This is a genomic window from Sphingomonas sp. MMS12-HWE2-04 (assembly GCF_044881185.1).
Classification (GTDB): Bacteria; Pseudomonadota; Alphaproteobacteria; order Sphingomonadales; family Sphingomonadaceae; genus Sphingomonas.
On sequence record NZ_CP173254.1, the window covers coordinates 2,782,282 to 2,806,687 of the forward strand.

23 protein-coding genes and 1 pseudogene are annotated in these 24,406 nt (G+C 66.6%); 16 read left to right on the plus strand and 8 right to left on the minus strand.

The window, feature by feature from the left end; all coding sequences use genetic code 11:
* Position 1 precedes the first annotated feature (1 nt).
* From AB2M62_RS12850 to AB2M62_RS12870, 5 genes are read left to right on the plus strand one after another with little or no spacing between them, the layout of a single operon-like run.
* Positions 2-634 (plus strand): CpaD family pilus assembly lipoprotein, encoded by a 633-nt coding sequence (locus AB2M62_RS12850; RefSeq protein ID WP_404334291.1) that lies wholly within the window; start codon positions 2-4, stop codon positions 632-634.
* Complete coding sequence (locus AB2M62_RS12855; protein ID WP_404334293.1) at positions 631-1,911, plus strand: pilus assembly protein CpaE; 1,281 nt, start codon at positions 631-633, stop codon at positions 1,909-1,911. The genes AB2M62_RS12850 and AB2M62_RS12855 overlap by 4 nt, the downstream gene beginning before the upstream one ends.
* A 52-nt stretch (positions 1,912-1,963) precedes the next feature.
* Positions 1,964-2,941, plus strand: coding sequence for a type II secretion system F family protein (locus AB2M62_RS12860; RefSeq protein ID WP_404334295.1), 978 nt, complete (start codon positions 1,964-1,966; stop codon positions 2,939-2,941).
* A gap of 2 nt (positions 2,942-2,943) precedes the next feature.
* Positions 2,944-3,933 carry a type II secretion system F family protein gene (locus tag AB2M62_RS12865; protein ID WP_404334297.1) on the plus strand — a complete coding sequence of 330 codons (990 nt, stop codon included), beginning with the start codon at positions 2,944-2,946 and terminating at the stop codon, positions 3,931-3,933.
* A gap of 60 nt (positions 3,934-3,993) precedes the next feature.
* Complete coding sequence (locus tag AB2M62_RS12870) at positions 3,994-4,521, plus strand: hypothetical protein (RefSeq protein WP_404334299.1); 528 nt, start codon at positions 3,994-3,996, stop codon at positions 4,519-4,521.
* Positions 4,522-4,599: 78 nt separating this feature from the next.
* Here the strand turns inward: AB2M62_RS12870 and ppdK are convergent, their stop codons facing one another.
* From ppdK to AB2M62_RS12885, 3 genes and pseudogenes are all read right to left on the minus strand, one after another.
* Complete coding sequence (ppdK, locus tag AB2M62_RS12875; protein WP_404334301.1) at positions 4,600-7,263, minus strand: pyruvate, phosphate dikinase; 2,664 nt, start codon at positions 7,261-7,263, stop codon at positions 4,600-4,602.
* Between the two features lie 174 nt (positions 7,264-7,437).
* Positions 7,438-9,704 (minus strand): annotated as a pseudogene (gene glyS, locus AB2M62_RS12880) (glycine--tRNA ligase subunit beta).
* Positions 9,701-10,567, minus strand: coding sequence for a glycine--tRNA ligase subunit alpha (locus tag AB2M62_RS12885; protein ID WP_404339930.1), 867 nt, complete (start codon positions 10,565-10,567; stop codon positions 9,701-9,703). The pseudogene glyS and the gene AB2M62_RS12885 overlap by 4 nt, the downstream one beginning before the upstream one ends.
* Before the next feature lie 76 nt (positions 10,568-10,643).
* Here AB2M62_RS12885 and AB2M62_RS12890 point away from each other — a divergent pair, with 76 nt between their 5' ends.
* From AB2M62_RS12890 to pth, 3 genes are all read left to right on the plus strand, one after another.
* A complete protein-coding gene (locus AB2M62_RS12890) occupies positions 10,644-11,537 on the plus strand; it encodes a TraB/GumN family protein (RefSeq protein WP_404334303.1) in 894 nt (297 codons plus the stop codon).
* A 257-nt stretch (positions 11,538-11,794) separates the two neighbouring features.
* Positions 11,795-12,409: a 50S ribosomal protein L25/general stress protein Ctc gene (locus tag AB2M62_RS12895; protein WP_404334305.1), complete on the plus strand. Its 615-nt coding sequence runs from the start codon at positions 11,795-11,797 to the stop codon at positions 12,407-12,409.
* An 80-nt stretch (positions 12,410-12,489) separates the two neighbouring features.
* On the plus strand, positions 12,490-13,059 hold the full coding sequence (gene pth, locus AB2M62_RS12900) for an aminoacyl-tRNA hydrolase (RefSeq protein ID WP_404334307.1): 570 nt from the start codon (positions 12,490-12,492) through the stop codon (positions 13,057-13,059).
* Positions 13,060-13,113: 54 nt separating this feature from the next.
* Here the strand turns inward: pth and AB2M62_RS12905 are convergent, their stop codons facing one another.
* Positions 13,114-14,103, minus strand: a complete 990-nt coding sequence (locus tag AB2M62_RS12905; protein WP_404334309.1) for a hypothetical protein — start codon at positions 14,101-14,103, stop codon at positions 13,114-13,116.
* A gap of 91 nt (positions 14,104-14,194) precedes the next feature.
* Positions 14,195-15,094, minus strand: a complete 900-nt coding sequence (locus AB2M62_RS12910; RefSeq protein ID WP_404334311.1) for an oxygenase MpaB family protein — start codon at positions 15,092-15,094, stop codon at positions 14,195-14,197.
* Between the two features lie 190 nt (positions 15,095-15,284).
* Between AB2M62_RS12910 and ychF the strand changes: the two genes are divergently transcribed.
* From ychF to AB2M62_RS12930, 4 genes are all read left to right on the plus strand, one after another.
* On the plus strand, positions 15,285-16,382 hold the full coding sequence (ychF, locus tag AB2M62_RS12915) for a redox-regulated ATPase YchF (protein WP_404334313.1): 1,098 nt from the start codon (positions 15,285-15,287) through the stop codon (positions 16,380-16,382).
* Positions 16,383-16,553: 171 nt separating this feature from the next.
* Positions 16,554-16,727 carry a hypothetical protein gene (locus AB2M62_RS12920; protein WP_404334315.1) on the plus strand — a complete coding sequence of 58 codons (174 nt, stop codon included), beginning with the start codon at positions 16,554-16,556 and terminating at the stop codon, positions 16,725-16,727.
* 3 nt (positions 16,728-16,730) lie between these two features.
* The gene (infA, locus tag AB2M62_RS12925; protein WP_404334317.1) at positions 16,731-16,988 is read left to right on the plus strand and encodes a translation initiation factor IF-1; all 258 of its coding nucleotides are present in this window, start codon (positions 16,731-16,733) and stop codon (positions 16,986-16,988) included.
* On the plus strand, positions 16,985-17,299 hold the full coding sequence (locus AB2M62_RS12930) for a hypothetical protein (RefSeq protein WP_404334319.1): 315 nt from the start codon (positions 16,985-16,987) through the stop codon (positions 17,297-17,299). Before infA ends, AB2M62_RS12930 begins: the two co-directional genes overlap by 4 nt.
* A gap of 494 nt (positions 17,300-17,793) precedes the next feature.
* Here the strand turns inward: AB2M62_RS12930 and AB2M62_RS12935 are convergent, their stop codons facing one another.
* Complete coding sequence (locus AB2M62_RS12935; RefSeq protein WP_404334321.1) at positions 17,794-19,299, minus strand: alpha/beta hydrolase; 1,506 nt, start codon at positions 19,297-19,299, stop codon at positions 17,794-17,796.
* Between the two features lie 52 nt (positions 19,300-19,351).
* Positions 19,352-19,756 (minus strand): MerR family DNA-binding protein, encoded by a 405-nt coding sequence (locus AB2M62_RS12940; protein WP_404334323.1) that lies wholly within the window; start codon positions 19,754-19,756, stop codon positions 19,352-19,354.
* Positions 19,757-19,797: 41 nt separating this feature from the next.
* On the opposite strand from AB2M62_RS12940, the gene AB2M62_RS12945 reads away from it, so the two are divergent.
* From AB2M62_RS12945 to AB2M62_RS12960, 4 genes are all read left to right on the plus strand, one after another.
* Positions 19,798-20,553: a MauE/DoxX family redox-associated membrane protein gene (locus tag AB2M62_RS12945; RefSeq protein WP_404334325.1), complete on the plus strand. Its 756-nt coding sequence runs from the start codon at positions 19,798-19,800 to the stop codon at positions 20,551-20,553.
* Complete coding sequence (locus AB2M62_RS12950) at positions 20,553-21,887, plus strand: hypothetical protein (protein ID WP_404334327.1); 1,335 nt, start codon at positions 20,553-20,555, stop codon at positions 21,885-21,887. Before AB2M62_RS12945 ends, AB2M62_RS12950 begins: the two co-directional genes overlap by 1 nt.
* Before the next feature lie 207 nt (positions 21,888-22,094).
* Positions 22,095-22,550, plus strand: coding sequence for a YdeI family protein (locus tag AB2M62_RS12955; protein ID WP_404334328.1), 456 nt, complete (start codon positions 22,095-22,097; stop codon positions 22,548-22,550).
* A gap of 68 nt (positions 22,551-22,618) precedes the next feature.
* A complete protein-coding gene (locus tag AB2M62_RS12960) occupies positions 22,619-23,893 on the plus strand; it encodes an ectonucleotide pyrophosphatase/phosphodiesterase (RefSeq protein ID WP_404339932.1) in 1,275 nt (424 codons plus the stop codon).
* On the opposite strand, the gene AB2M62_RS12965 is transcribed toward AB2M62_RS12960, so the two are convergent.
* Entirely contained in the window at positions 23,890-24,315 is a 426-nt protein-coding gene (locus tag AB2M62_RS12965; protein ID WP_404334330.1) for an organic hydroperoxide resistance protein, read from the minus strand. The genes AB2M62_RS12960 and AB2M62_RS12965 overlap by 4 nt on opposite strands.
* Between the last annotated feature and the right edge of the window lie 91 nt (positions 24,316-24,406).

Below are 24,406 nucleotides of genomic sequence, written 5' to 3' on the forward strand. Positions count from 1 at the left end.
GATGACGCGTATCACTCCCCTGCTCCTCGCCCCCGCACTGCTGCTCAGTGCCTGTGGCGGCTATAATGGCGGGCTCGAATCGGCGCACCAGCCGGTCGTCGAGCGCAACGACTATGTGCTCGACCTCCAGACTTCGGGTGACGCCCTCGCCGCCGGCGAGAGCCGCCGCCTGGCGGGTTGGATGGGCGCGATGGGTCTGCGCTACGGCGATCGCCTTTCGATCGACGATGGCGCCGACGGTTTGACTGCGCGCAGTGAAATCGCAGCGCAGGCCGAACCCTATGGCCTGATGCTCGCCGATCGCGCGCCGGTCACCATGGGCCAGATCGCCCCGGGCACGGTCCGCGTCGTCATCACCCGCATGACTGCCTCGGTACCGGGCTGCCCCGACAATCGCGGCAGCAACGTTTCGACCTTCACTGCAAGCACCAGCTCGAATTTCGGCTGCGCGACCAACAGCAATCTCGCCGCGATGATCGCCGATCCGGCCGATCTGGTGCGCGGGGCGCCCGGCTCGCCGACCACCGATCCGCAGACCGCGGGCAAGGCCATCAACGCGTTGCGGTCGTCAGCGCCCAGCGGTGCAGGAGGTACCCAGGTGAAGGGTGAAGCGACGAAGGGAGGCGGCCGGTGAACGCGCCTTTCAATCCTAATCGTACCGGCCATCGCGAGCCTTTCGTCGCGTTCGTCTGCGACGAAGGCACGGCAGAGGCGCTGCGCCCGATCGCCGTCGAACTGGGCTGGTCGCCCGAGAAGGTCAACAAGGGCGGGCTGCGCAACGCGGTCCAGACGCTGTCGGTCTCGGCGAGCCCGAATATCCTGTTCGTCGATCTTTCGGAGAGCGGCGATCCGCTCAACGACATCAACGCGCTCGCCGAAGTCTGCGAGCCGGGCACGGTCGTGATTGCGTCCGGCCAGGTCAATGACGTGCGCCTGTACCGCGACCTGCTTGCGAGCGGGATCCACGACTATCTGCTCAAGCCGCTCAACCCCGATGCCCTGCGCGACACCTTCGCCCAGGCTCAGGCGTCGCTGCATGCGCCCAAGCTCGCCGATACGTCGAACGATCGGCCGCATTGCGCACTGGCGGTGATCGGCACGCGTGGCGGCGCCGGCGCCTCGACGCTGGCAACGTCGCTCTCCTGGCTGCTCAGCGACAAGCACGCGCGCACGACTGCGCTGCTCGACCTCGACATCCATTTCGGCACCGGCGCGCTGGCGCTCGATCTCGAACCGGGCCGCGGCCTGACCGACGCGATCGAGAATCCGAGCCGCATCGACGGGCTGTTCATCGAGCGCGCGATGGTCAAGGCGTCGGATCACCTCGCAGTGCTCTCGGCCGAGGCGCCGATCAACTCGCCGCTGATGACTGACGGCGCTGCCTTCTACCAGCTCCAGGAAGAGATCCGCAGCGCGTTCGAATGCACCGTGATCGACTTGCCGCGCAACATGCTGGTCAATTATCCGCACCTGATCACCGATGTACAGGTCGCCGTTGTGGTGACCGAGTTCACCCTGGCCGCTGCGCGCGACACGATCCGCATCCTTTCGTGGTTCAAGTCGAACGCGCCGCAGACGCAGGTGATCCTGGTCGCCAACAAGGTCCAGCCGGCGCAGATGCTCGAAATCAATCGCAAGGACTTCGAAGGCTCGATCGAGCGCAAGATCGACCTGGTGCTCCCCTTCGAGCCCAAGATCGCTGCGCAGGCCGCAAAGCTCGGCAAGCCGTTCGCCGAAGCCGCAAAAGGTGCCAAGTCGCTCGCGCCGCTCGCCGAACTAGCGAGCCGGATCACGGCGATCACCGACGCGGGCGAGCATGACGACAAGCCGGCCAAGGGTGCGAAGGGCGGCAAGGGAACCTCGCTGCTCGACAAGATCAAGGCCGGGATGCCCAAGAAGGGCAAGAAGTAATCCGCATCGTCGAATGGTCGGCGAGGCTTAGTAACGTGGAGGCGAGTGCGGCGTGAACATGCTGCCGATCTTGATGCTGGGCGGAGGCGTCTTCATGATGCTCGCGCTGCTGGTCCTCGCCTTTTCGGGGCCATCGGCGGCGCGCGCAGGTGCTCGGCGGCTTACCAGCGTGCGCGAACGCCACCTGAGCAGCACCACCGGCGCCGTCGCCATGGAGGCGCAGATCCGCCGGGTAACGGCGTCGCGCACGGGGATGGATGCGGCGGCGACGCGGCTGCTGCCCAATCCCGCGCTGCTCCAGAAGCGCCTCACGATGACGGGCAAGACCTGGACGCTGGGCCAATATGCCACCGCCAGCCTGCTATTGACCCTGGTCGTGGGCGGTGCGCTGGCTCTCAAGGGCCTGCCGATCATCCTGGCGCTGTTCGTCGGCATGTTCGTCGGGCTGGGCTTGCCGCACAAGGTGGTCAGCTTCTTCATCAAGCGCCGCATCACCAAGTTCACCAACAAATTCCCCGACGCGATCGAACTGCTCGTGCGCGGCTTGCGTTCGGGCCTGCCGATCACCGAGACGATGGGCGTCGTCGCCCAGGAAGTCGACGGGCCGGTTGGCGAGGAATTCCGTTCGGTGACCGACAAGATGAAGATCGGCCGCACGCTCGACGCCGCGCTGCAGGAAACTGCGGACCGGCTCGGCACTCCGGAATTCCAGTTCTTCGTGATCACCATCGCGATCCAGCGCGAGACCGGCGGCAACCTTGCCGAAACGCTCGCCAACCTCGCCGAAGTGCTGCGCAAGCGCGCCCAGATGAAGCTCAAGATCAAGGCGATGTCTTCCGAATCGAAGGCTTCGGCGCTGATCGTCGGATCGCTGCCCTTCATTGTGTTCACGATGGTCTGGTTCATCAACAACGGCTACATGGCCAACTTCTTCGTAGATCCACGCCTGATGATCGCCGGCGGCGGCGGGCTGATCTGGATGGGGCTTGGTGCCTTCATCATGGCCAAGATGGTCAGTTTCGAGATCTGATGATGACCAGCGAACCCGTAACCTTGATGGGCGTCGACGTGATCTGGGTGGCGACCCTGCTTTCGGGCGTCGCCGCCTTCGCGGTGATGTTCGCAATCTACACCGCGACCACGGTGCGCGATCCCATGGCGAAGCGCGTCAAGGCGCTCAACGATCGTCGCGAGCAGCTCAAGGCCGGCATCACCGCCTCGACGTCGAAGCGCCGCGCCAAGCTGGTCCAGAAAAGCGAGACCACCGACCGCATCCGCGCCTTCCTCTCCTCGCTGAAGGTCCTCCAGGAGGAGCAGGTCAAGGTCGCGCAGATCAAGCTGCTCCAGGCCGGCATTCGCCGCAAGGAATGGGCCGTCGCGGTGATCTTCGGCCGGCTGGTGCTGCCGATCCTGATCGGCGGGCCGCTGCTTTATCTCGTCTATGGCACCAATAACTTCGCCGAGTGGAGCGCGTTCAAGAAATATGGGCTCGTCGCGGTCGGCTTCATCCTGAGCTACAAGGCTCCGGACATCTATCTCAAGAACAAGATCACCAAGCGCAGCCATGCGATCCGCAAGGGGCTTCCCGACGCGCTCGACCTGCTGGTGATCTGCGCCGAGGCCGGCCTCACCGTCGACGCCGCCTTTGCCCGCGTTTCGCGCGAGCTGGGCCGTGCCTATCCCGAGCTCGGAGAGGAATTCTCGCTGACCGCGATCGAGCTGGGCTTCCTCACCGACCGCCGCCAGGCGTTCGAGAATCTGGCGATGCGCATCAACCTCGATGCCGTGCGCGGCGTGGTCACGACGATGATCCAGACCGAGAAATACGGCACCCCGCTCGCCTCGGCGCTGCGCGTGCTTTCGGCCGAATTCCGCAACGAGCGGATGATGCGCGCCGAGGAAAAGGCCGCGCGTCTTCCCGCGATCATGACCGTGCCGCTGATCCTGTTCATCCTGCCGGTGCTGTTCATCGTCATCCTCGGTCCGGCGGCCTGCTCGATCAACGACGCCCTGATGCATTGAGAATGGTGGCGCACGCGCGTCTCGCGCGTTAGCCTCTCCGACAGAACAGGGAGAGGCACGATGCAGGCATTGCCGTTCGAGACGCCGACACAGATCGCCGCGCTGGTTTTGGCGCTGGTCGCGGGCTGGTTTTTCGGGCTCGCCACGCGCTCCGGCGGGGGGCGCTGGCGCGATCGCTACCAGGACGAGGAAGTTGCCCACCGCACCTATCGCGAGCGCGCCGACACTCAGATCCGCGACGACAGCCGTCGCATCCGCGAACTCGAGGCCGAAGTCGCCCGGCTGCGCGGCCAGACCAGCGTGGTGCCCGACGCCGTCCCGCCCCGCCAGGCTTCGCGCTCGTGGTTCGGCTGGGGCCGCGACAACCTCGCCCGCATCCGCGGCGTCGATGCGACGCTGGAGCAGCGGCTCAACGACACCGGCATCAAGACCTATGCGGAGATCGAAAATCTGAGCCCCGCCGACGAAGACTTGCTCGAAGATGCGATCGGCGTGCGCCGCGGCACGGTGAAGGCCGAAGCCTGGCGCGAGCAGGCAGCACTGCTGCGCGCCGGGAACGACGAGGAACACGCCCGCCGCTTTGCGTGAGGACCAGGAAACGCGGGCAACGCTTCGTAACCCCGGCGCAAGGCCGGGGTTACGGCGGCAGCATGCGTAGCGCGGGGCTCAGCCCGCCTTGAGTGCCGCCTGCGCCGCGGCCAGCCGGGCGATCGGCACGCGATAGGGCGAGGCCGAGACGTAATCGAGCCCGGTCTTCTCGCAAAAGTCGATCGAGGCGGGATCGCCGCCATGCTCGCCGCAAATGCCGAGCTTGATGTCGGGGCGTGTCGCCCGGCCGCGCTCGGCGGCGATCGCGATCAGTTCGCCGACGCCCTCGACATCGAGGCTGACGAACGGGTCCTTGGCGTAGATGCCCTTCTCAACATAGGTCGTCAGGAAGCGCGCGGCATCGTCGCGGCTGACGCCCAGCGTGGTCTGCGTGAGATCATTGGTACCGAACGAGAAGAACGCGCCGACCTCGGCGATCTCGCCGGCCTTGAGCGCGGCGCGCGGCAGCTCGATCATCGTGCCGACGAGATATTCGATCGTGCGCCCCTTCTCCGCGAACACCGCCTGTGCGGTCTTGTCGACCACCGCCTTCATCAGTTCGAGCTCGCGCTTGGTCGCCACCAGCGGGATCATCACTTCGGGGATCGGCGCATCGCCCGACTTTTCGGCGACGTCGATCGCCGCCTCGAAGATCGCGCGGGCCTGAATCTCGTAGATCTCGGGATAGGTCACCCCGAGCCGACAGCCGCGATGGCCGAGCATCGGGTTGAACTCGTGCAGCTCGGCGGCGCGGCGCTTGAGCGTCTCGACATCGACCGATGCCGCCGCGGCGACTTCGGCGAACTCGGCCTCTTCGTGCGGCAGGAATTCGTGGAGCGGCGGATCGAGCAGGCGGATCGTCACCGGCAGCCCGGCCATCACTTCGAAGATCTCGGTGAAGTCGCTGCGCTGCTCGGGCAACAGCTTGGCGAGTGCGGCGCGGCGGCCCTTCTCGTCCTCGGCGAGGATCATCTGGCGCACCGCGGTGATCCGCGACTGATCGAAGAACATATGCTCGGTGCGGCACAGCCCGATACCCTCCGCCCCGAAGCCGCGCGCGGTGCGGCAATCGAGCGGGGTTTCGGCGTTGGTGCGCACCTTGAGCCGGCGCTTGGCATCGGCCCACAGCATCAGCGTACCGAAATCGCCCGACAGTTCGGGCTGCACCGTCGGCACTTCGCCGAACATCACTTCGCCGGTGGTGCCGTCGATCGTCACCGTATCGCCTTCGCGGACTTCGCGCGTGCCGACGCGCATCACCTTCTCGCGCGCATTGATCGCCAGCGTGCCGGCGCCCGAGACGCAGGGACGCCCCATGCCGCGCGCGACCACCGCAGCATGGCTGGTCATCCCGCCGCGCGCGGTGAGGATGCCCTTGGCCGCGTGCATGCCGTGAATGTCCTCCGGCGAGGTTTCGACGCGGATCAGGATCACCGCCTCGCCGCCCGCGGCACGCTTCTCGGCAGTGTCGCTGTCGAACACCGCCTTGCCCGAAGCCGCGCCCGGCGATGCCGGCAGCCCCTTGGTGAGCACGTCGCGCGGCGCCTTGGGATCGAGCGTCGGGTGGAGCAACTGATCGAGCGCCTGCGGTTCGACGCGCAGGATCGCCTCGTCCTGGGTGATCAGCCCCTCATTGGCCATGTCGACTGCGATCTTGAGCGCGGCCTTGGCGGTGCGCTTGCCCGAGCGGGTCTGGAGCATCCACAGCTTGGCGCGCTCGACCGTGAACTCGATGTCCTGCATGTCGCGATAATGGGTCTCGAGCGTGTCGAAGACCGCGGCGAGCTGGGCATAGACCTCGGGCATCGCCTCTTCCATCGACAGCGGCTTGGCCCCTGCCCGCTCGCGCGCCGCCTGGGTCAGATATTGCGGGGTGCGGATGCCGGCGACGACGTCCTCGCCCTGCGCATTGATCAGGAACTCGCCATAATAGGCCCGCTCGCCGGTCGACGGATCGCGCGTGAACGCCACGCCGGTGGCCGAGGTCTCGCCCATATTGCCGAAGACCATCGCCTGGACGTTGACGGCGGTGCCCCAGTCGCCGGGGATGTCGTTGAGCCGGCGATAGACCTTGGCGCGCTCGGACTGCCAGGAACCGAACACCGCGCCGACCGCGCCCCAGAGCTGGTCCTGCACGTCCTGCGGGAACGGCTTGCTCCACAGCTCTTCGACGATCGCCTTGTACTCGGCGACGAGCTTCTGCCAGTCCTTGGCGGTCAGCTCAGTATCGAGCGAATAGCCATTGTCTTCCTTCGCGATCTCCAGCGCTTCCTCGAAGCGGCCGTGATCGAGCCCGAGCACCACGTCGGAATACATCTGGATGAAGCGGCGATAGCTGTCCCAGGCGAAGCGATCGTCGCCACTGACCTGGGCGAGGCCAACCACCGTCTGGTCGTTGAGGCCGAGGTTGAGCACCGTGTCCATCATGCCGGGCATCGAAACGCGCGCGCCGCTCCGGACGGAGACCAGCAGCGGATCGGCGGCGTCGCCGAAGCGCTTGCCGGTGATGCCCTCGATATGTGCAATGCCGTTCGCCACTTCGGCGCGGACGCTGTCGGGGAAGGTCTCGCCTTCCTCATAATAGCGCGTGCACATTTCGGTGGAAATGGTGAAGCCGGGCGGCACCGGCAGGCCGATCGAGGCCATGCCGTCGAGATTGGCGCCCTTGCCGCCCAGCAAGTTCTTGTCGCCCTTGCCCCCGTCAGAAACCCCGCCACCGAATCGGTACACGTACTGCGTCATCCCTGATCCTTATGCTGGAGGCGGCGCCCCTAACTTAAGGGGCGCCTACCGCGACTGCGAACAAGGCGGAAGCTCTGATTGCGTTGTCAGGTTCCCTAACCGCGACTGGATGCCAAGCTGTGACAATGTTTAGAAGAATTGAACCCGTTTCGGCCGCGCAATAAGTCTTATAAATCAGCCCTCGATCCGCGAAAAATCGGCAACTTGGTGCACTGCAGCACGCATCCGCGCAAGCAGCCCGAGTCGCGCGATGCGCTTTTCGGGATCGGAATCGTTGACGGTGACGTCGTCGAAGAAGCGATCGATCGGCCCGCGCAGGCTGGCGAGCGCGGACATGGCTCCCTCGAAATCCTCCGCCGCGATCGCGGCCTCGGCGCGCGGTTCGGCGGCGTTGAGCGCCTCGATCAGCGCGGATTCGGCGGGCTCGGCCTCGTAGATGTTGCCGCCGACGTCGGTGTCGGTGCCGTCAAAGCCCTCTTTCTTGAGGATGTTGGCGGCGCGCTTGTAGCCGGCGAGCAGGTTGGCGCCGTCCTCGGTGGTAACGAACGCCTGGAGCGCGTGGACACGCGCGAGCAGCCGAACGAGGTCGTCTTCGCCGCCGAGCGCGAAGACCGCGTCGATCAGGTCGTGGCGGACGCCTGCTTCCCTCTGCTGGACCTTGAGGCGGTCGGCGAAGAAGAGAGGAAGCGCCTTAGAGGTGCGTTCCATCGCAGCATTATGGCCATCATAATCCGCATGGGACGTTTCAGGCGACACCCGTTGCGACGTGATTCTGGTCAATCCGCGACTAATCCATTCCCAAAGGCCCAATCGCAAATCGTTAATCGTGACCAGTTCCAGTACGCCCAATGCTGCTCGCCTCAGCGCGTAAGGGTCCTTCGAGCCAGTTGGCGGCATATCCGCAAAGAAAAAGGCAATCAGCGTATCCAGCTTGTCCGCCAGACTCACCGCCACCGTCACTGGCGCGGTCGGTACGTCGTCGCCCTGCCCGACCGGCTTGTAATGATCGCAGATCGCGGCGGCGACCTGGGGGTCTTCGCCCTGGGCGGCGGCGTAATAGCCGCCCATCAGGCCCTGGAGCTCGGGGAATTCGCCGACCATGCCGGTGACGAGGTCCGCCTTGGCGAGACGCGCGGCGCGCTCGGCCTGGTCGGCGAGCGTCGACCGATCCTCCCCGGCACGGGGAGGGGGACCGCCAGCCGCAGGCTGGTGGTGGAGGGGGCTATCCGCGAGGGGTGTGGCCTGTGGCGCCCCCCTCCACCATCGCGTTGCGATGGTCCCCCTCCCCGTTCCGGGGAGGATCCGACGACCCCCTCTTCCACCAGCCAGCGCGCCAGCTTGGCCACGCGCTCGACCTTGTCCGCCACCGTGCCCAATTTCTCGTGGAAGACGATCTTCTCGAGCTTGGGGGTCAGGTCCTCAAGCCGGGTCTTGCGATCGGTGTCGTAGAAGAACTTGGCGTCGCTCAGCCGCGCGGCGAGGACCTTCTGGTTGCCCTCGACGATCTTGGCGCCGTCGTCCGCCGCGTCGATATTCGCGGTGCAGACGAACGCGTTGGCGAGCTTGCCCGCGGCATCGGCGCAGACGAAATATTTCTGGTTCACCCGCGCGGTGAGCTGGATCACTTCGGGCGGCACTTCGAGAAAGGCTTCGTCGAAGCGGCCGAGCAGCGGCACCGGCCATTCGGTGAGCCCGGCATTTTCGTAGAGCAGCCCCTCATCCTGGATCAGGCTGAGCCCGGCCTTTTGCGCGGCCATCTTGGCGCCGAGTGCAATGATGTTGCGGCGCTCGGCGCCGTCGACGATGACGTGGCAGGCGCGCAGCTTCTCGGCATAGTCGGCGGCCGAGCCGATGGTGATCGCGCCGGGATGGTGGAAGCGGTGGCCGAGCGTAGCGACACCGCTCTTCACTCCAGCGACCTCGACCGGCACGAGCTTGTCGCCGAGCAGCGCGAGGATGCCCTGCAAGGGACGCACCCAGCGCTGACTCTCGGTCGAGGCCGAGGCCGCGCCCCAGCGCATCGACTTCGGCCAGGGGAACGCCGTAATGACATGGGTGATGGCGCTGGCGAGCACCGATCCGGCGGCGATGCCGGGGCGCTCGACCACGGCGAACAGCACCGTGTTGCCCTTGCCGTCGTCGCGCTCGACCAGCTGCTCGCGGGCGAGCCCGGTCGAGCGTAGGAAGCCGTCGATCGCCTGCGCCGGCGCGTCGGCGCGCGGACCCTTGCGCTCTTCGCTGGCGGCGGCGGTCATCGCCGCGACGCCGCGCACGATCAGCGCAAGGCGGCGCGGGGTGGCATAGCTCTCGATGCTGGCAAACGGCAGGTTGAGCGCGTTGAGCCGGGCTTCGAACAGCTTGGCCAGGTCCTCGCGAGCCTTTTCCTGCATCCGCGCCGGGATTTCCTCCGAGCGCAGTTCGAGGAGGAAGTCTTCGGTCATATCGTCCACTCCGGATACTGGGCGTTCCAGGTGGGAGTCATGTGCGCGATCCAGGCTTCGCAGCTACCCTTGGCGAGGTCGCGGACGCGGCCGATATAGGCCTGGCGCTCGGCGACCGAGATCACGCCGCGGGCCTGAAGCAGGTTGAAGATGTGGCTGGCCTCGATTGCCTGCTCATAGGCGGCGATGGGGACGTTGTTGGCCAGGCAGTTCTCGCATTCGGCCGCGGCCTTGCGGAAGCCCTCGAACAACGTCTCGGTATCGGCGACTTCGAAGTTGTACTTGGACATCTGCTTCTCGTTCTCGAGAAACACGTCGCCATACGACACCCCGGCATCGTTGAACGCCAGGTCGTACACGCTGTCGACATTCTGGATGTACATCGCCAGACGCTCGAGCCCGTAGGTGAGCTCGCCGGCCACCGGCTTGCAGTCGAAGCCACCCATCTGCTGGAAATAGGTGAACTGGGTGACTTCCATGCCATCGCACCAGACTTCCCAGCCCAGGCCCCAGGCGCCGAGCGTCGGGCTTTCCCAATCGTCCTCGACGAAGCGGATGTCGTGGCGGGTGAAGTCGATGCCGATCGCGGCAAGCGAGCCCAGATACAGCTCCTGCAGGTCGGGCGGGCTCGGCTTCAGGATCACCTGATATTGGTAGTAATGCTGGAGCCGGTTGGGGTTCTCGCCATAGCGGCCGTCGGTGGGACGGCGACAGGGCTGGACGAAGGCGGCGTTCCACGGCTCGGGGCCGAGCGCGCGCAGCGTCGTCGCCGGGTGGAAGGTGCCCGCCCCCATGCGCATGTCATAGGGCTGGAGGATGACGCACCCGCGTTCGCTCCAATAATCATGGAGCTTGAGGATCATCCGCTGGAAGCTGAGAGGCTGCGACATAATGGCGACGCTTTGGCGCGGCGCGCCTACGTTGACAAGGCGGCAGTGGGTGCGCTCAGACACTGCGATGTTCAGGAAGATGACGATTGCGCTGGCGCTGCTGGTCGCCGGCTGCGGGACGAAGCCCACGGCGAACGATGCCGACCCGGCGCTGTGGGTGGTCAAGGACGCCGATACGACGATCTATCTGTTCGGCACGGTGCATATGCTCAAGCCCGGGCTGAGCTGGTTCGACGACGGCGTGAAGGCCGCGTTCGACAAGAGCGACCAGCTGGTGCTCGAGCTGGTGATGCCGCCCGAATCCGAGATGCAGGCACTGGTCGGCGAGATGGGCACCGATCCGGCGGGTCCGCCGCTGCCCGAGCAGATCGGCGCGGCCGAGGCCAGCAAGCTGCGCGCGGCGCTGACCGGGCTGGGCATGGCGGCCGACGCGCTCGACCATGCCGAGCCGTGGCTCGCGGCGACGCTGCTCTCGGCGCTGCCGCTGCGCCAATTGGGCTATGACGACAAGGACGGCGCCGAGCAGGTGCTGAGCGCCGCCGCCACAGCCGCCGGCAAGCCGATCGCCGGGCTGGAGACGGCGCGCGAACAGCTTTCGCTGTTCGACACGCTCCCCGCCCCGGCGCAGCGCGCGCTGTTGATCGACACGATCGACGACCTGCCCAAGGCCGGCGCGCAGATCGACGAGATGGTCGCCGCCTGGCGCAAGGGCGATGCCGACGCGCTCGCCAAGCTGATGAACGCCGACCTCGATCGCGCACCCGAGCTCGACCAGGCGCTGCTGGTCAACCGCAACCGCAACTGGGCGGGCTGGATCGAGAAGCGGATGGCCCAGCCGGGAACGGTGTTCGTCGCGGTCGGCGCCGGCCACCTCGCCGGCGGCGACAGCGTCCAGGCGCAGCTCGCCAAGCGCGGGCTGAAGGCCGAGCGGGTCAACTACTAAACCCTTCTGTTCCCCTCCCTGAAAGGGAGGGGTTAGGGGTGGGTGCGCGGCCCAAAGGGTCGCGCTCCTCTGCTGACGGCAGGAGCCTCGCTGCGCTCGGCACCCACCCCCAGCCCCTCCCTTGCAGGGAGGGGAGCAAGTTGTCGCGAGGCAGCTTGCCCTCCATCCCTGTTTCCGCTACAGGCCCGCGCTTCCGTGCCAGGGTCATCCCTGGAGGCCTGGCCGGACTTTGGAACTTTAGCGCATAGGAACGACACATGAGCGACACGCTTACGCTGTCGGCCGAGACGCGCGACCGGGCTGGCAAGGGAGCCTCCCGGGCGCTTCGTCGTGAAGGCCGCGTCCCCGCCGTGATCTACGGCAACAAGGCAGATGCCGTCAGCATCCACGTCAACGAGCGTGAACTGATGAAGCTGCTGAACACCGGCCACTTCATGAATTCGGTGGTCATGGTCAATGGCGAGCGCACGCTGCCCAAGGACGTGGCTTTCGACGTCGTGACCGACCGCCCGCTCCACGTCGACTTCCTGCGCATCTCCGAGCACGCCAGCGTGCACGTGAACGTGCCGATCGTCTTCACCGACGAGGAAGAGGCTCCGGGCATCAAGCGCGGCGGCGTCCTGAACATCGTCCGCCACGAGCTCGAGCTCGTCGTCGACGCAGCCGAGATCCCCGACCAGATCGAGATCTCGCTCAAGGGCGTCGAAGTCGGCGATTCGATCCACATCTCGGCCGTGACGCTGCCCAAGGGCGCGACGTCGGCGATCACCGATCGCGACTTCACCATCGCCACCATCGTCGCACCGTCGGCGCTCAAGTCGAGCGAAGGCGACAGCGACACCGAGGAAGCGGCTCCGGCCGAAGGCGAATAAGCCTTTCCAACTTCTTGGGTGAAAAAATCGCCTCCGCATCCTAGGTGCGGGGGCGATTTTGCTTTTGAGGGTATGTCGTCATGCAGCTCTGGGTCGGCCTGGGCAATCCTGGTCCGCAATATGCGATGCACCGGCACAATGTCGGGTTCATGGCGCTGGACGCGATCGCCGAGGTCCACGGCTTCTCGGCGCCCAAGAAGCAGTTCCAAGGCTGGACGCAGGAAGGCCGGATCGGGACGGAGAAGGTGATCCTGCTCAAGCCGGCGACCTTCATGAACGAAAGCGGCCGATCGGTGCGCGCGGCGATGGACTTCTACAAGCTCACCCCCGCCGACGTCACCGTCTTCCACGACGAGCTCGATCTCGTGCCGATGAAGGTCAAGGTGAAGATCGGCGGCGGCACGGCCGGGCATAACGGCCTGCGCTCGACCGACACGCATATCGGCCCGGATTTCCGCCGCGTGCGCCTGGGCATCGGCCATCCCGGACACAAGGATCGCGTCACCGGCTATGTGCTGGGCGGCTATGCCAAAGCCGAGATCGAGCCGCTGACCGACATGCTCGGCGCGATCGCCGCGGAAGCCGAATGGCTCGCCAAGGGTGACGATGCCCGCTTCATGAGCGACGTGGCCTCGCGGCTTCAGGACTGACGAAAAAGGGCCCCGGTTTCCCGAGGCCCCTTTCCCAAATCGATCGTGCGAGGCTTACTTCTTGCCGAGCACCGTGCCGACGATCCGCTGGCTGCCGCCGCCGACGGTGCCGTTCGCGGCGAAGCTGATGCCGATTTCCTTCGCGGCCGAGCCGAAGAAGCCGCCGGTGAGCGTGCCGGTGAGGCCGCCGCCGGTGAACGAGCCGGTGAACTGGTTCTGGCCGACCGGGATGGCGCCCTGCGCCGTGAAGGTGCCGAACGCGACGCCCGCGCCGCCCGCAGCCGGGATCGTGGTGAGGTTGAGCGTCAGATCGACCAGGCCGGTCGAGAAGTTCACCGACGTGGTGACCGTGCCCGAGACGCGCAGCACGCTGCTGGCACCGCCGGTCACGTTGACGATGCGGCCCTGGACGGTCGAGCTATAGGCCTGGACCCCGGTCTTCGGCATGTCGGTGGTGACGGTGTTGTAGCCGAACACGCCCGAGGTGAAGCGATAGGCGCCGGCAGTCGCATCGGCGCGATACCAGTTCACATAGCTGACATTTGTATATTGCAGCGCGGTGTTGCTGGTCAGCGTCGCGGTCGAGATCGTGTTGTTGAGGAACTCGGCCTGGGCGAACTTGCCTGCCGTCGCGGTGTCGGTGGTGCGGAACACGAATTCCTCGGCCGCCGGCGCAGGCTGCACGGTGGCGTTCGCGACGACGAAGCGCGATTCCTCGGTGTTCTCGCGCACGACATAGGTCGCGCTGGCGATCGTCGGGCTGGTCGCGATGGCGAAGCGCGACGACAACATCTCGGTCGATGCGGCGCCGAGCGTCACGGCGCTAGTCGCGGGATCCCCGGTGAAGCTGGTCGCGGCGTTGATCGTGCTGAACTCGGTCGCCGTCGTGAGCGGGAACGCCGTGTAGGTTGGCGAAGCCGTCGGCGTCGGGGTCGGCGTGGACGTCGGGGTTGGCGTCGGGCTGGCATCGTCGTTGCCGCCGCTGCAGCTCGAAAGCGCGAGCGTCGCCACCGTGGCGCTCATGATCATGTGACGGCGAATCATTCCCTGCTCCTCAAAACTCGAACAGCCCGAAAAGGCGTGGCGCCCCTGTACCCTAGATGAACGGGCACCCGTCAAGCGAGGAAGGGGCGTTTCACGCCGGCTGTGCGGCGCCCCGATAGGACAATCCTGCACGCTCCGGAAGCCCCAGGCGGCGGCGCGCCTGGGCATGCGCACTCGACGGCAGCTCGACATGCTCGGCGGCGCGCGCGAGCCCGCGCAGCACCAGGCGTTCGGCCGGGTTCAGTCCCGCACGGCGATCGAGCCCGATGCGCCGGCGAAGCGGCGGTGGCAGCAGATCGACCGCGGCGCGCACCCCCAGCCGCTGGAGCGGACGAAGCGGCAGCGGAAGGATCGCGTGATGGGCAAGGATGTCGAGCAGTTCGTCGAGGATCGGCGAGGGTTCGAGCCGCGGCGCCATGCCGGCAAACAGCGCGCGCATCGCCGCGTCGGATGCCGGCGGATCGCTCACGCCATATAAGGCGGCGCTTGCGCCGGCCTCGACGAAATAGCGATCGCGATCCGCAAGCGAGACCGGACGGACGTGGCGCGACCAGGCTTCGAGGAACGCCCAGGAGGCGGTCGCCTGCACCCAGAGCAGCAGCTCGGGATCATCGGCGGCATAAGCCTGCCCGGTAGGCGTCGCACCGCGGATCCGCGCGTGCATCGCGTTCACTCGCGCAGCGAGTGCCTCGAACTCGCTGCGCGCGCCATAGACGGTGACCATCGCCGCCATCCCGGTGCGCCGCAGCCGACCGGCGGGATCGCGCTTGAAGCTCGAATGGTCCCACACGCCGTGGCGCACGCGCGGCTCGCCGAGTTCGAGCAGCACCGCGGCGATTCCGCCGACGAACATCGTCAGCGGATTGCGGAACACGCGCCACGATACCGAATCGGCGGGCACCATCGCGGGCTCGCCGGCGGGCCTGCTGAAGTCCGCGCCCATGTCGAGCAGCGGGCGCAGCAGGCGGTCTAGGGGATCGATCAGGGCCATGGAGAAGGAACGCGCGCCGAAGGAAACCGCTCCCCACCCCGCAGGCCGGGTTGGCGGGGCGCCGATCGGGGGAGCCTCGAGAGCGGCACCCACCCGGTCAATCCCATGCTGGCAAATCGCACGCGAACCGCCTATCGGCGCTGCATTCCGCCCGGCACCGCCGGAGCTCCAGCTATCACAGGGTTTCGAAATGGGTTTTCGCTGCGGCATTGTCGGGCTTCCGAACGTCGGCAAGTCCACGCTCTTCAATGCGCTCACCGAGACGGCAGCGGCGCAGGCGGCGAATTATCCGTTCTGCACGATCGAGCCCAATGTCGGCAACGTCGCGGTGCCCGATCCCCGGCTGGACAAGCTTGCTTCCATCGCCGGCTCGCAAAAGATCATCGCCACCCAGCTCGGGTTCGTCGACATTGCCGGGCTGGTGCGCGGCGCCAGCAAGGGCGAAGGCCTGGGCAACCAGTTTCTCGGCAATATCCGCGAAGTCGACGCGATCGTCCACGTCCTGCGCTGCTTCGAGAATGACGACATCCAGCATGTCGACAACAAGGTCGATCCGATCGCCGACGCCGAGACCGTCGAGACCGAGCTGATGCTCGCTGACCTCGAAAGCCTCGAGAAGCGCGTCCCCAATCTGTTGAAGAAGGGCCAGCAGGGCGACAAGGAATCGAAGATCGGCGCGAGCGTGCTCGGCCAGGCGCTCGATTTGCTGCGCGCCGGCAAGCCCGCGCGCCTCACCGAGCCGAAGGATGAAGAAGAGGCCCGCGTCTTCAAGCAGGCCCAGCTGCTCACCGGCAAGCCGGTCCTTTATGTCTGCAACGTCAACGAGGAAGACGCCGCCAACGGCAACGCGCTCTCGGAGAAAATCTTCGCCAAGGCCAAGACCGAAGGCGCCGAGGCAGTGGTCGTCTCCGCGGCGATCGAGGCCGATATCGCGACGATGCCGGTCGAGGAACGCGCCGACTTCCTCAGCGAGCTCGGGCTGGAAGAAACCGGCCTCGCCCGCGTGATCACTGCGGGCTACAAGCTGCTCCATTTGCTGACCTTCTTCACCGTCGGCCCCAAGGAAGCGCGCGCCTGGACCGTCCATGCCGGCGCGACTGCGCCGAACGCCGCGGGCGAAATCCATACCGATTTCGAAAAGGGCTTCATCCGCGCCGAGACGATCGCCTATGCCGATTTCGTCGCGCTGGGCGGAGAATCCAAGGCGCGTGAGGCCGGCAAGCTGCGCGCCGAGGGCAAGGCCTATATCGTTCAGGACGGCGACGTGATGCACTTCCTCCACAGCTAAGCGCGTCTCGCGGCGCGCCGCCGGGCGGTTGTGGGCAAATAAAGTCGGGATGCGGGGTTACGGAAGGGAACCAAAACCCCCATATCGAGTGCATCGCTGGCACAACGTTTCCGTAGGCACCAGCGACTGAGAGACCGACGTGCTCCCGCTTACGCAGCTGGAGCCATCTCGATGGATCTCAACTATCTCCTACAAAGGCATCAGGTTTCGCTGATCCGCGCCGATGCGGCGGGCTCGGGCGAGGCGCGGATCGCGCATCGCGGGCTGGCCAATGGCTATGCGGAGCGCATCCGCCTGCTCCAGGCGCGTCTCGGCGCCACCTTCGCCGCTCCGCGGAGGGTCTGAGGCTTGGCTAAAGAAGAACTGATGACGCTGGACGGCATCATCGAAGAATTGCTTCCCGACGGCCGCTTCCGCGTGTGCCTCGAAAACGAGCACCGCGTCATCGTCTACACTGCCGGCAAGATGCGCAAGTTCCGCATCCGCACCCTTGTGGGCGATCGCGTACAGATCGAGATGTCGCCCTATGATCTCGACAAGGGACGCCTCGTCTATCGCGAGCGCGTCGCCAGTGGCTTCAACGGACAGCAGAGGAAGCGTCGATGAGCGATGAAGCAACCACCGACGCCGGCGCACCTGAGCCCGAAGCCGATCCCGCGGCGCCGGCGCCTGCCAAGATGCAGAAGTTCCGCCGCAAGTTCACTACCGTGCGGCTTTCGGACGAGAGCGCCGCGCGGCAGAGCAAGGTAACGCTGCTCGCCTGGAACACGATGGGCGGCGAGGCGGCGATGGCCTTTCTCAACGCGCATCAGGAATCGCTCGGCGGCCGCCCGCTCGACCTCGCGGTCGCCAGCGCCGATGGCTGCGCCGCCGTCGAACAAGCCATCGCCGCACACGCCGCCCCGACGGGCGGGTGAGCGCCGAACTCGCTCGCGCGCACGCCACCTTGTGCCGCGGCGCGGATTTCCTCCCTTCGTGGATGCGCGGCCTTCCCGAGCCGCGCCCCGGCCGCACCCGGGTGATCGGCAACGGCCTGCGCGAGCTCGACCGCTTCCTGAGCGTTTTGCTCGACGAAGCGGCGGCGCGGCGGGGCCGCAATGTCACGCCATACCAGCATAACACTGCCAACAAGCTGCATGCGCTCGGCGAGACGCTCGGGATGCCGCCTGGTGACGACGCACCGCGCCTGCGCGCGCTGGGCCGATCGCGCAATTGCCTGTTCTATTGCGAAGGCATCGTCCGCCGCGGCGACACCCGCCAGGCCGCGACGATGACCGCAGGCTGGCCGGCCGCGGATCAGGGTGCCCTGCTCGTCGTCCCGATCGGCGCCGAGCTCAGCGTCGGCGCCCCTGAGCTCGACAGCGTCCGCGCCTTTTATCGCGGACTCGCGGAACTCGATCCTCGCCGGCCTTTAGCCGCTGGATTTAGCCTGCTTCGGCGAAGGCACGTCGAAGTGGACCGGTGCCAGCTCGATCCTGCTCGGCAGCGCCGGGTCGAGCGCACCGGTATTGAGGAAGCGCATCGCCGCGGCGAACAGGTCCGGTCGATCGCGCAGCAGCTGCAGCGTGCCGGCATGCTGCCCGCGATGCACGATCAGCGTGCGCGCATTGGGAAACCAGGGAACCACGTCGAGCAGGTTCTCGACCGGGGTGTTCGCATCCCAGTCGCCCTGGACGAACAGCACCGGCGTCTCGTCGCGCACCGGCAGGCGAAACGCGTCGCCCAAGTCCGCAGTCGGCCAGCTTCCGGTCGAGGCGATGTAAGGCGCGAACCCCCAGCTTCCGAGCATGTCGAGCGCAGGATCGGTGCGAAGCTGGTGCTCGCGCGCCGCATCGATGCCGGTGGCAGTGTCGATCAGCGGCCCGATCAGCGCCGAATCCGCCGCAGCGCGCGCCGCGATCCGCTCGCGCGCCCAGCCCTCATATTTGCCGTTGTAGAGATCGATAACGAAGGCGGGCCAGCGCGCCGCCTCGACCGCGTAGCTGAGCAGCGACTGCTGGAAGTCCCCGAGCCCGAGCACGATTGTTCCTTCGGGCACAGTCACTTTGACCGGCTCGGCCGCCAGCCGATCGCGTATCGCCCGCGCGGCACCGATCAGCCCCTCCTTGGGCAGCAGCGGCCGGAGCGCCGAGTCGCTCTCGGCCTCGAACGCGATCCGCTGGAGCACCGCGAAGACGTGTGACGGCATGTCATAGCCATTGTCGAGCGGCTCGGTCGCGGAGATCAGCGCCCGCGCAACGGTCCCGGGATGGCGCTTCATCACCGCGAAGCTCCATTGCGACCCGAAGCTCGCACCCAGCAAGCTGATCTTGTCATAGCCGAGCAGGCGGCGCACGGCATCGACGTCGTCGGCGCATTCGGCGATCGTATAGCCAGCCAGGTCGCGCTGCGGATGCTCCGCCGCGGCGGCGCGCGCCAGGCGCTGGGTGACGGCAATGTTCGCGTCGATCGTGTCGGGCTGGTCGAGCGGCAATGCCGGATAATGGAGTTGCAACATCTCGCCGCGTAGCGTGAAGCCCCGCTGCTCGATGATCACCAGGTCCGCGCCCGCGGCATAATCGAGCCAATAACGCAGCCGGCGTCGCGCGGCCGGGCCCTTGTCACCGATCGTATCGAGCAGCGTCACGCCAGGGCCGCCGGCGAGGAGGAACACCGGCGGCGCCTGGCCCGGCACCCGCGCGCGGATGCGCAGCACGCCCACCCCGATCGTGCGCCTGCCGGGGCGCGTCCGGTTCTCCGGAACGCGGAGCGTGCCGATCTCATAGGGAACCGGCGTGCCGTCGATCGCGGTCTCGCTGCCGGGCTTCAGGGCAAGGCTCTCGGCAACGGCACCCGGCCTGGGCGCGGCCTGCGCCAGCGCGGGCGCCGTCCCGATCGCAAGCGCTAAAGCGATCCCTCCCGACAACAGCCGACGCATCCGCTCCTCCCCTTTATCGCCTCGTCATGCCGCTTGTGAAATGAACGCTCTATTACGGGGCGTCGAATGCCGTCAGGATCGGGCACGGCCCGGCGCCGCCCTTTCCGCATTCGCGCGCGAGCTTGCCCAGCGCGTCGCGCGCGGCAGTGAGGTCGGCGATCTTGCGGTCGAGCATTTCGATCTGCTCTCGGGCCAGCGCCCGCGCGCGCGCCCGATCGTCCCGCGCGTCGAGGTCGAGCAATTCGGCGATCTGCTCGAGCGTGAACCCCGCCGCCTGTGCCGAACGGATGAAGCGCAGCCGGCGCAAGGCATCGTCGTCATAGCGCCGCACGCTGCTTTCGCGGAAGCCATGGGGCCTTTCGGGCGTGCCAATCAGCCCGCGGCGCTGATAATAGCGCACCGTCTCGACCCCTACCCCGCCCGCCTCGGCAAGTTTTCCGATCGTGAGGCCCGACATCGCTTGACTCCGTACTATGGTACGGAGGTTATAGGCCAGCCATGGCGAAAAATGCAAAGCGCGCAACGCTCTATCGTATGGTGATGCCCGAGCATGTCTGCCCCTTTGGGCGCAAGGCCAAGCACCTGCTCGAGCGGCGCGGCTATAAAGTCGACGATCGCTGGCTGACCACGCGTGCGGAAACCGACGCGTTCAAGGCCGAGCATGGCGTAGCGACCACGCCGCAAACCTTCATCGATGGCACGCGGATTGGCGGATATGACGATCTTCGCCGCTTCTTCGGCGCCGCGCTGCCGGCCAAGGACGCGACGAGCTACCGCCCGGTAATCGCGCTGTTCGCGATGACCGCGCTGATGGCACTCGCGGCGAGCAAGGCGGCGTTCGGCACCCCGCTGACGCTCCAGGCGCTCGCCTGGTTCGGCGCATTCAGCATGTGTGCGCTGGCGCTTCTCAAGCTTCAGGACGTCGAGCGCTTTTCAACCATGTTCCTCAACTACGATCTGCTCGCCCAGCGCTGGGTGCCCTATGCCACCCTATACCCGTTCATCGAAGGCGGCGCGGGCGTGCTGATGGCGGCGAGACTGCTGCCCTGGCTTTCGATCCCGCTGGCGCTGCTCGCCGGTGGGGTCGGCGCGGTATCGGTGGTCAAGGCTGTCTATATCGACCGGCGCGCGCTCAAATGCGCCTGTGTCGGCGGCACCAGCAACGTGCCGCTCGGCGCTGTCTCGCTGCTCGAAAATCTGATGATGGTGGCGATGGCGGTGTGGATGCTGCTGCGCCCGATGGGGGGAATGTAATGCGTACCGGTCTGATCGCGCTCGCGCTGCTCGTGCCCGGCGCCGCCGCGGCGCAGGAGCATGACATGCACGACATGGCGATGCCCGAAGCCGCACCCACGCCCGCGCCGGAGCAGGACGCGCCTGCGGTAGACCACGCCGCGATGGACCACGCCGCGATGGACCACGACATGGCGGCCATGCCGTCGATGGCGATGGGTGGCAATGCCAATGCCGTAGCCGGATCGGGCACCGCGCTGGTGCCCAGGGCCGAGGGCGCGATGCCGATGCTCCACCTCGCTTCGGGTGACTGGATGGTGATGGCGCACGGCACTTTCTGGGGCGTCTATACCGATCAAGGCGGCCCGCGCGGGGACGACATGGCGTTCGTCGAATTGATGGCGATGCTCATGGCTTCGCGCGATTTCGGCGGTGCCCGGCTGCAGTTGCGCTCGATGATGAGCCTCGAGCCGGCGATGGGCGCGCGCGGCTATCCGAATTTGTTCGCCAGCGGAGAGACTGCGGGTGGCGCGCCGCTGGTCGATCGCCAGCATCCGCACGACCTGTTCATGGAATTGGCGGCGCGCGTCGATGTCGACATCGCGCCGGGGACCAGCGCTTTCGTTTATGGCGGACCGGTGGGCGAGCCGGCGCTGGGGCCGAGCGCGTTCATGCACCGGCGCTCGGGCCGCTACCTCGCGCTCTCGCCGATCGCGCACCATTGGTTCGACAGCACCCATATCACCTATGGCGTGGTCACCGGCGGAGTGACCGCGCGCGCCTTCCAGGTCGAAGCGTCGGCGTTCAACGGGCGCGAGCCGAACGAGGAGCGCTGGGGAATCGACCAGCCGCGGCTCGACAGCTGGAGTGTGCGCGCGACCTTCACTCCCTCGCCCTATTGGACGATGCAGGTCAGCCATGGCCGGCTCGAACAGCCGGAGGTGTCGCATGCCGGGCAGGACGAGCGGCGGACCACCGCAAGCGTCCATTATGCGCGCGGCGGCCTTGCCACGATGGTCGCCTTCGCCGCCAAGGATCGCGTACCCGGCGACACGCTCACTGCCTGGCTCGCCGAGGCCAACTGGGACCTGGGCCGCCACCACAGCCTGTTCGGCCGCATCGAGAATGTCGCCAATGACGAGCTTTTCCCCGATCACGACGCGCTGCTCCACGACCAGCGCTTCCGCGTGACCCGCTTCGAGGGCGGCTATGCCTATCGCGTGCCGCTCGGCTGGGGCGAACTGGCACTGGGCGGCTCGCTTGCCGCCTATGCCAAGCCCGGCGCGCTCGACGCTGCCTATGGCAAGACCCCGGTCAGTGCCACGGGCTTCGCAAGGCTCGCGATCGGAAACTAGGTCGCTCTCATCTGGCCGCACGATCGGCGAATACTTCAGCCGGTTGGTCAAATCGGCAAAGTGCGGCAAAATCAGAAGATGAATGAGACGCGCTCCGGCCTTCCGATCCTGTCCTTTGCGGATCAAATTTCCCTGGAAGCCTGGCTGGCGGCGCAACCGGACAACGCCCCTGGGGCCTGGATCCGATTTCGCAAGAAAGGCTCAAAGGTGGCCAGCGTCACCAAGCCAGAAGCGATCGACAGCGCGCTTTGCTATGGCTGGATCGACGGCCAGCTCGACAAATATGATGCCGAAAGCTGGCTGGTGCGTTTCACCCCTCGCAAACCGCGCAGCAAATGGTCGCAGATCAATCGCAACCGCGCGCTCGAGCTGATCGCGGCGGGGCGCATGCAGCCGTCCGGACAGTTGGAGATCGACAAGGCGAAGGCCGATGGCCGGTGGGACGCTGCCTATGCATCGGCCAGCAAGGCTGCGGTGCCGCCGGATCTGCAGGAAGCGCTTGATGCGCATCCCAAGGCGGCCGCGTTCTTCGCGACGGTCACCGGCGCCAATCGATATGCGATCCTCTATCGGATCGCCGCGGTAAAGAAGGCCGAGACGCGCGCCCGCAAGATCACCGAGTTCATTGGCATGCTGGAGCGCGGAGAGACCGTCCACGGCTGAACGCCCCCGCTGCCGCGCACAACGCAAGGACTTACTTCGGCAACAATGTGCTGGCAGGGGCGGCGATGATGCGTTGGACCTCGAAGATCGCCGCCGCGGCACTCGCCGCTCTGCTCCAGGCCTGTGTAACCGCCCCGGTCTCCGCGCCACCCCCCGCTGCCGCGTCGGCGGCAGAGACGCGCGCACCGGTGACTATCCTCGTCTCGATCGACGGCTTCCGCGCCGACTATCTCGATCGCGGCGTGACGCCCGTGCTGTCGCGGCTCGCCGCGGGGGGCGTAACGGGTCCGATGCGGCCGAGCTTTCCGTCCAAGACCTTCCCCAATCACTGGACGCTGGTCACTGGGCTGCGGCCGGATCGCCACGGCATCGTCGGCAACAAGATGGAGGATGCGGCACGGCCCGGCGAGACCTTCACCATGTCGACCGACGATCCTTTCTGGTGGAATGGCGCCCCGCCGATCTGGACCGATGCCGAGGCGGCGGGCATCCGCACCGCTACCCTGTTCTGGCCCGGTTCGAACGTCGCCATCGGCGGGACCCGACCTGATCCGAAGGAGTGGGAAGTCGAGGGCGGGGCGCGTCCGCAGGACTGGGCCCAGTTCAACCAGGCCGTCAGCGGCGAACAGCGCGTCAACGGGCTCCTCGATTGGCTGCGGCGCCCCGCGGCGATCCGGCCGAAGCTGCTGACGCTCTATTTCGACACGGTCGATCATGTCAGCCACGATTATGGTCCGGTCGATCCGCACACACTCGATGCCGTCGCCCAAGTCGATGGCTGGATCGGCCAGCTCGTCGCCGGGCTCGCCGATTTGGGCCAGCCCGCGAACCTGGTGATCGTCGCCGATCACGGCATGGCCGCAACGAGCAGCGCGCGCGTGGCCCAGCTCTATGAGTATGTCGCCAAGGAAGACGTCCATGTCATCGAGAGCGGCGTCTATGCCGCGCTCGCGCCGGTGGCCGGCAAGGAGGATGCGGTCGGCAAAGCGCTGCTCGGCAAGCACCCGCATTTCGAATGCTGGCGCAAAAGCGAGATTCCGGCGCGCTTCCATTTTGGCAGCAACCCGCGCGTCGCGCCGATCTTTTGCCTCGCCGAGACCGGCTGGCTGCTCAACGAAAAGCCGCCGGCAAAACCCTTCGCCGGCGGCAATCATGGCTATGACAATTTCGCGCCCGACATGGCGGCGCTGTTCATTGCCAACGGCCCGGCCTTCCGCGCGCAGCGGATCGCGGCGTTCGACAATGTCGATGTCTATCCGCTGCTGCGCGACTTGATCGGGCTGCCGGCGAAACCGGGCGTCGATGGCACCGACGCCCCGTTCCGCAGCGCTCTCCGGCGTTAGGCGACGCTCAGGCCGACATCGACATTGCCCCGCGTCGCGTTCGAATAGGGGCAGACCTGGTGCGCGGCGGCGACCAGCTTCTCGGCGTCGGCGCGATCGAGGCCCGGCAGCGATACCTTGAGATCGGCGGTGATGCCGAACCCGCCTTCGGAACGCGGCCCGATGCCCACGGTCGCCTCGACCGTGGCCTCGGCCGGCACGCGCAGCTGAAGCGACGGGGCGACTGCCTTCATCGCGCCGATGAAGCACGCCGAATAACCCATTGCGAACAACTGCTCGGGATTGGCACCCTCGCCGCCGGCACCGCCGAGCTCGCGCGGGGTAGCCAACTTTACCTCGAACGAGCCGTCATTGACGCGGGCGGAGCCGTCGCGGCCCCCGGTGGCGGTGGCGGCAGTGGTGTATTTGACATCGACGGCCATGGTGCTTCTCCATATTGATGCAGCGATATTCGTTATCGCGATACATATCTATCTAGGGCCTATTGCAACGCCTGTCCAGCACAATATTTAT

Coding starts and splice junctions, on each gene's coding strand:
- ppdK (WP_404334301.1), bottom strand. CDS start 7,263: ATGACGCAGTACGTGTACCGATTCGGTGGCGGGGTTTCTGACGGGGGC.
- AB2M62_RS12865 (WP_404334297.1), top strand. CDS start 2,944: ATGACCAGCGAACCCGTAACCTTGATGGGCGTCGACGTGATCTGGGTG.
- AB2M62_RS12945 (WP_404334325.1), top strand. CDS start 19,798: ATGGCGAAAAATGCAAAGCGCGCAACGCTCTATCGTATGGTGATGCCC.
- AB2M62_RS12905 (WP_404334309.1), bottom strand. CDS start 14,103: ATGATTCGCCGTCACATGATCATGAGCGCCACGGTGGCGACGCTCGCG.
- AB2M62_RS12960 (WP_404339932.1), top strand. CDS start 22,619: ATGCGTTGGACCTCGAAGATCGCCGCCGCGGCACTCGCCGCTCTGCTC.
- AB2M62_RS12920 (WP_404334315.1), top strand. CDS start 16,554: ATGGATCTCAACTATCTCCTACAAAGGCATCAGGTTTCGCTGATCCGC.
- AB2M62_RS12910 (WP_404334311.1), bottom strand. CDS start 15,094: ATGGCCCTGATCGATCCCCTAGACCGCCTGCTGCGCCCGCTGCTCGAC.
- pth (WP_404334307.1), top strand. CDS start 12,490: ATGCAGCTCTGGGTCGGCCTGGGCAATCCTGGTCCGCAATATGCGATG.
- ychF (WP_404334313.1), top strand. CDS start 15,285: ATGGGTTTTCGCTGCGGCATTGTCGGGCTTCCGAACGTCGGCAAGTCC.
- AB2M62_RS12895 (WP_404334305.1), top strand. CDS start 11,795: ATGAGCGACACGCTTACGCTGTCGGCCGAGACGCGCGACCGGGCTGGC.
- AB2M62_RS12885 (WP_404339930.1), bottom strand. CDS start 10,567: ATGATCCTCAAGCTCCATGATTATTGGAGCGAACGCGGGTGCGTCATC.
- AB2M62_RS12870 (WP_404334299.1), top strand. CDS start 3,994: ATGCAGGCATTGCCGTTCGAGACGCCGACACAGATCGCCGCGCTGGTT.
- AB2M62_RS12940 (WP_404334323.1), bottom strand. CDS start 19,756: ATGTCGGGCCTCACGATCGGAAAACTTGCCGAGGCGGGCGGGGTAGGG.
- AB2M62_RS12935 (WP_404334321.1), bottom strand. CDS start 19,299: ATGCGTCGGCTGTTGTCGGGAGGGATCGCTTTAGCGCTTGCGATCGGG.
- AB2M62_RS12950 (WP_404334327.1), top strand. CDS start 20,553: ATGCGTACCGGTCTGATCGCGCTCGCGCTGCTCGTGCCCGGCGCCGCC.
- AB2M62_RS12930 (WP_404334319.1), top strand. CDS start 16,985: ATGAGCGATGAAGCAACCACCGACGCCGGCGCACCTGAGCCCGAAGCC.
- AB2M62_RS12850 (WP_404334291.1), top strand. CDS start 2: ATGACGCGTATCACTCCCCTGCTCCTCGCCCCCGCACTGCTGCTCAGT.
- AB2M62_RS12965 (WP_404334330.1), bottom strand. CDS start 24,315: ATGGCCGTCGATGTCAAATACACCACTGCCGCCACCGCCACCGGGGGC.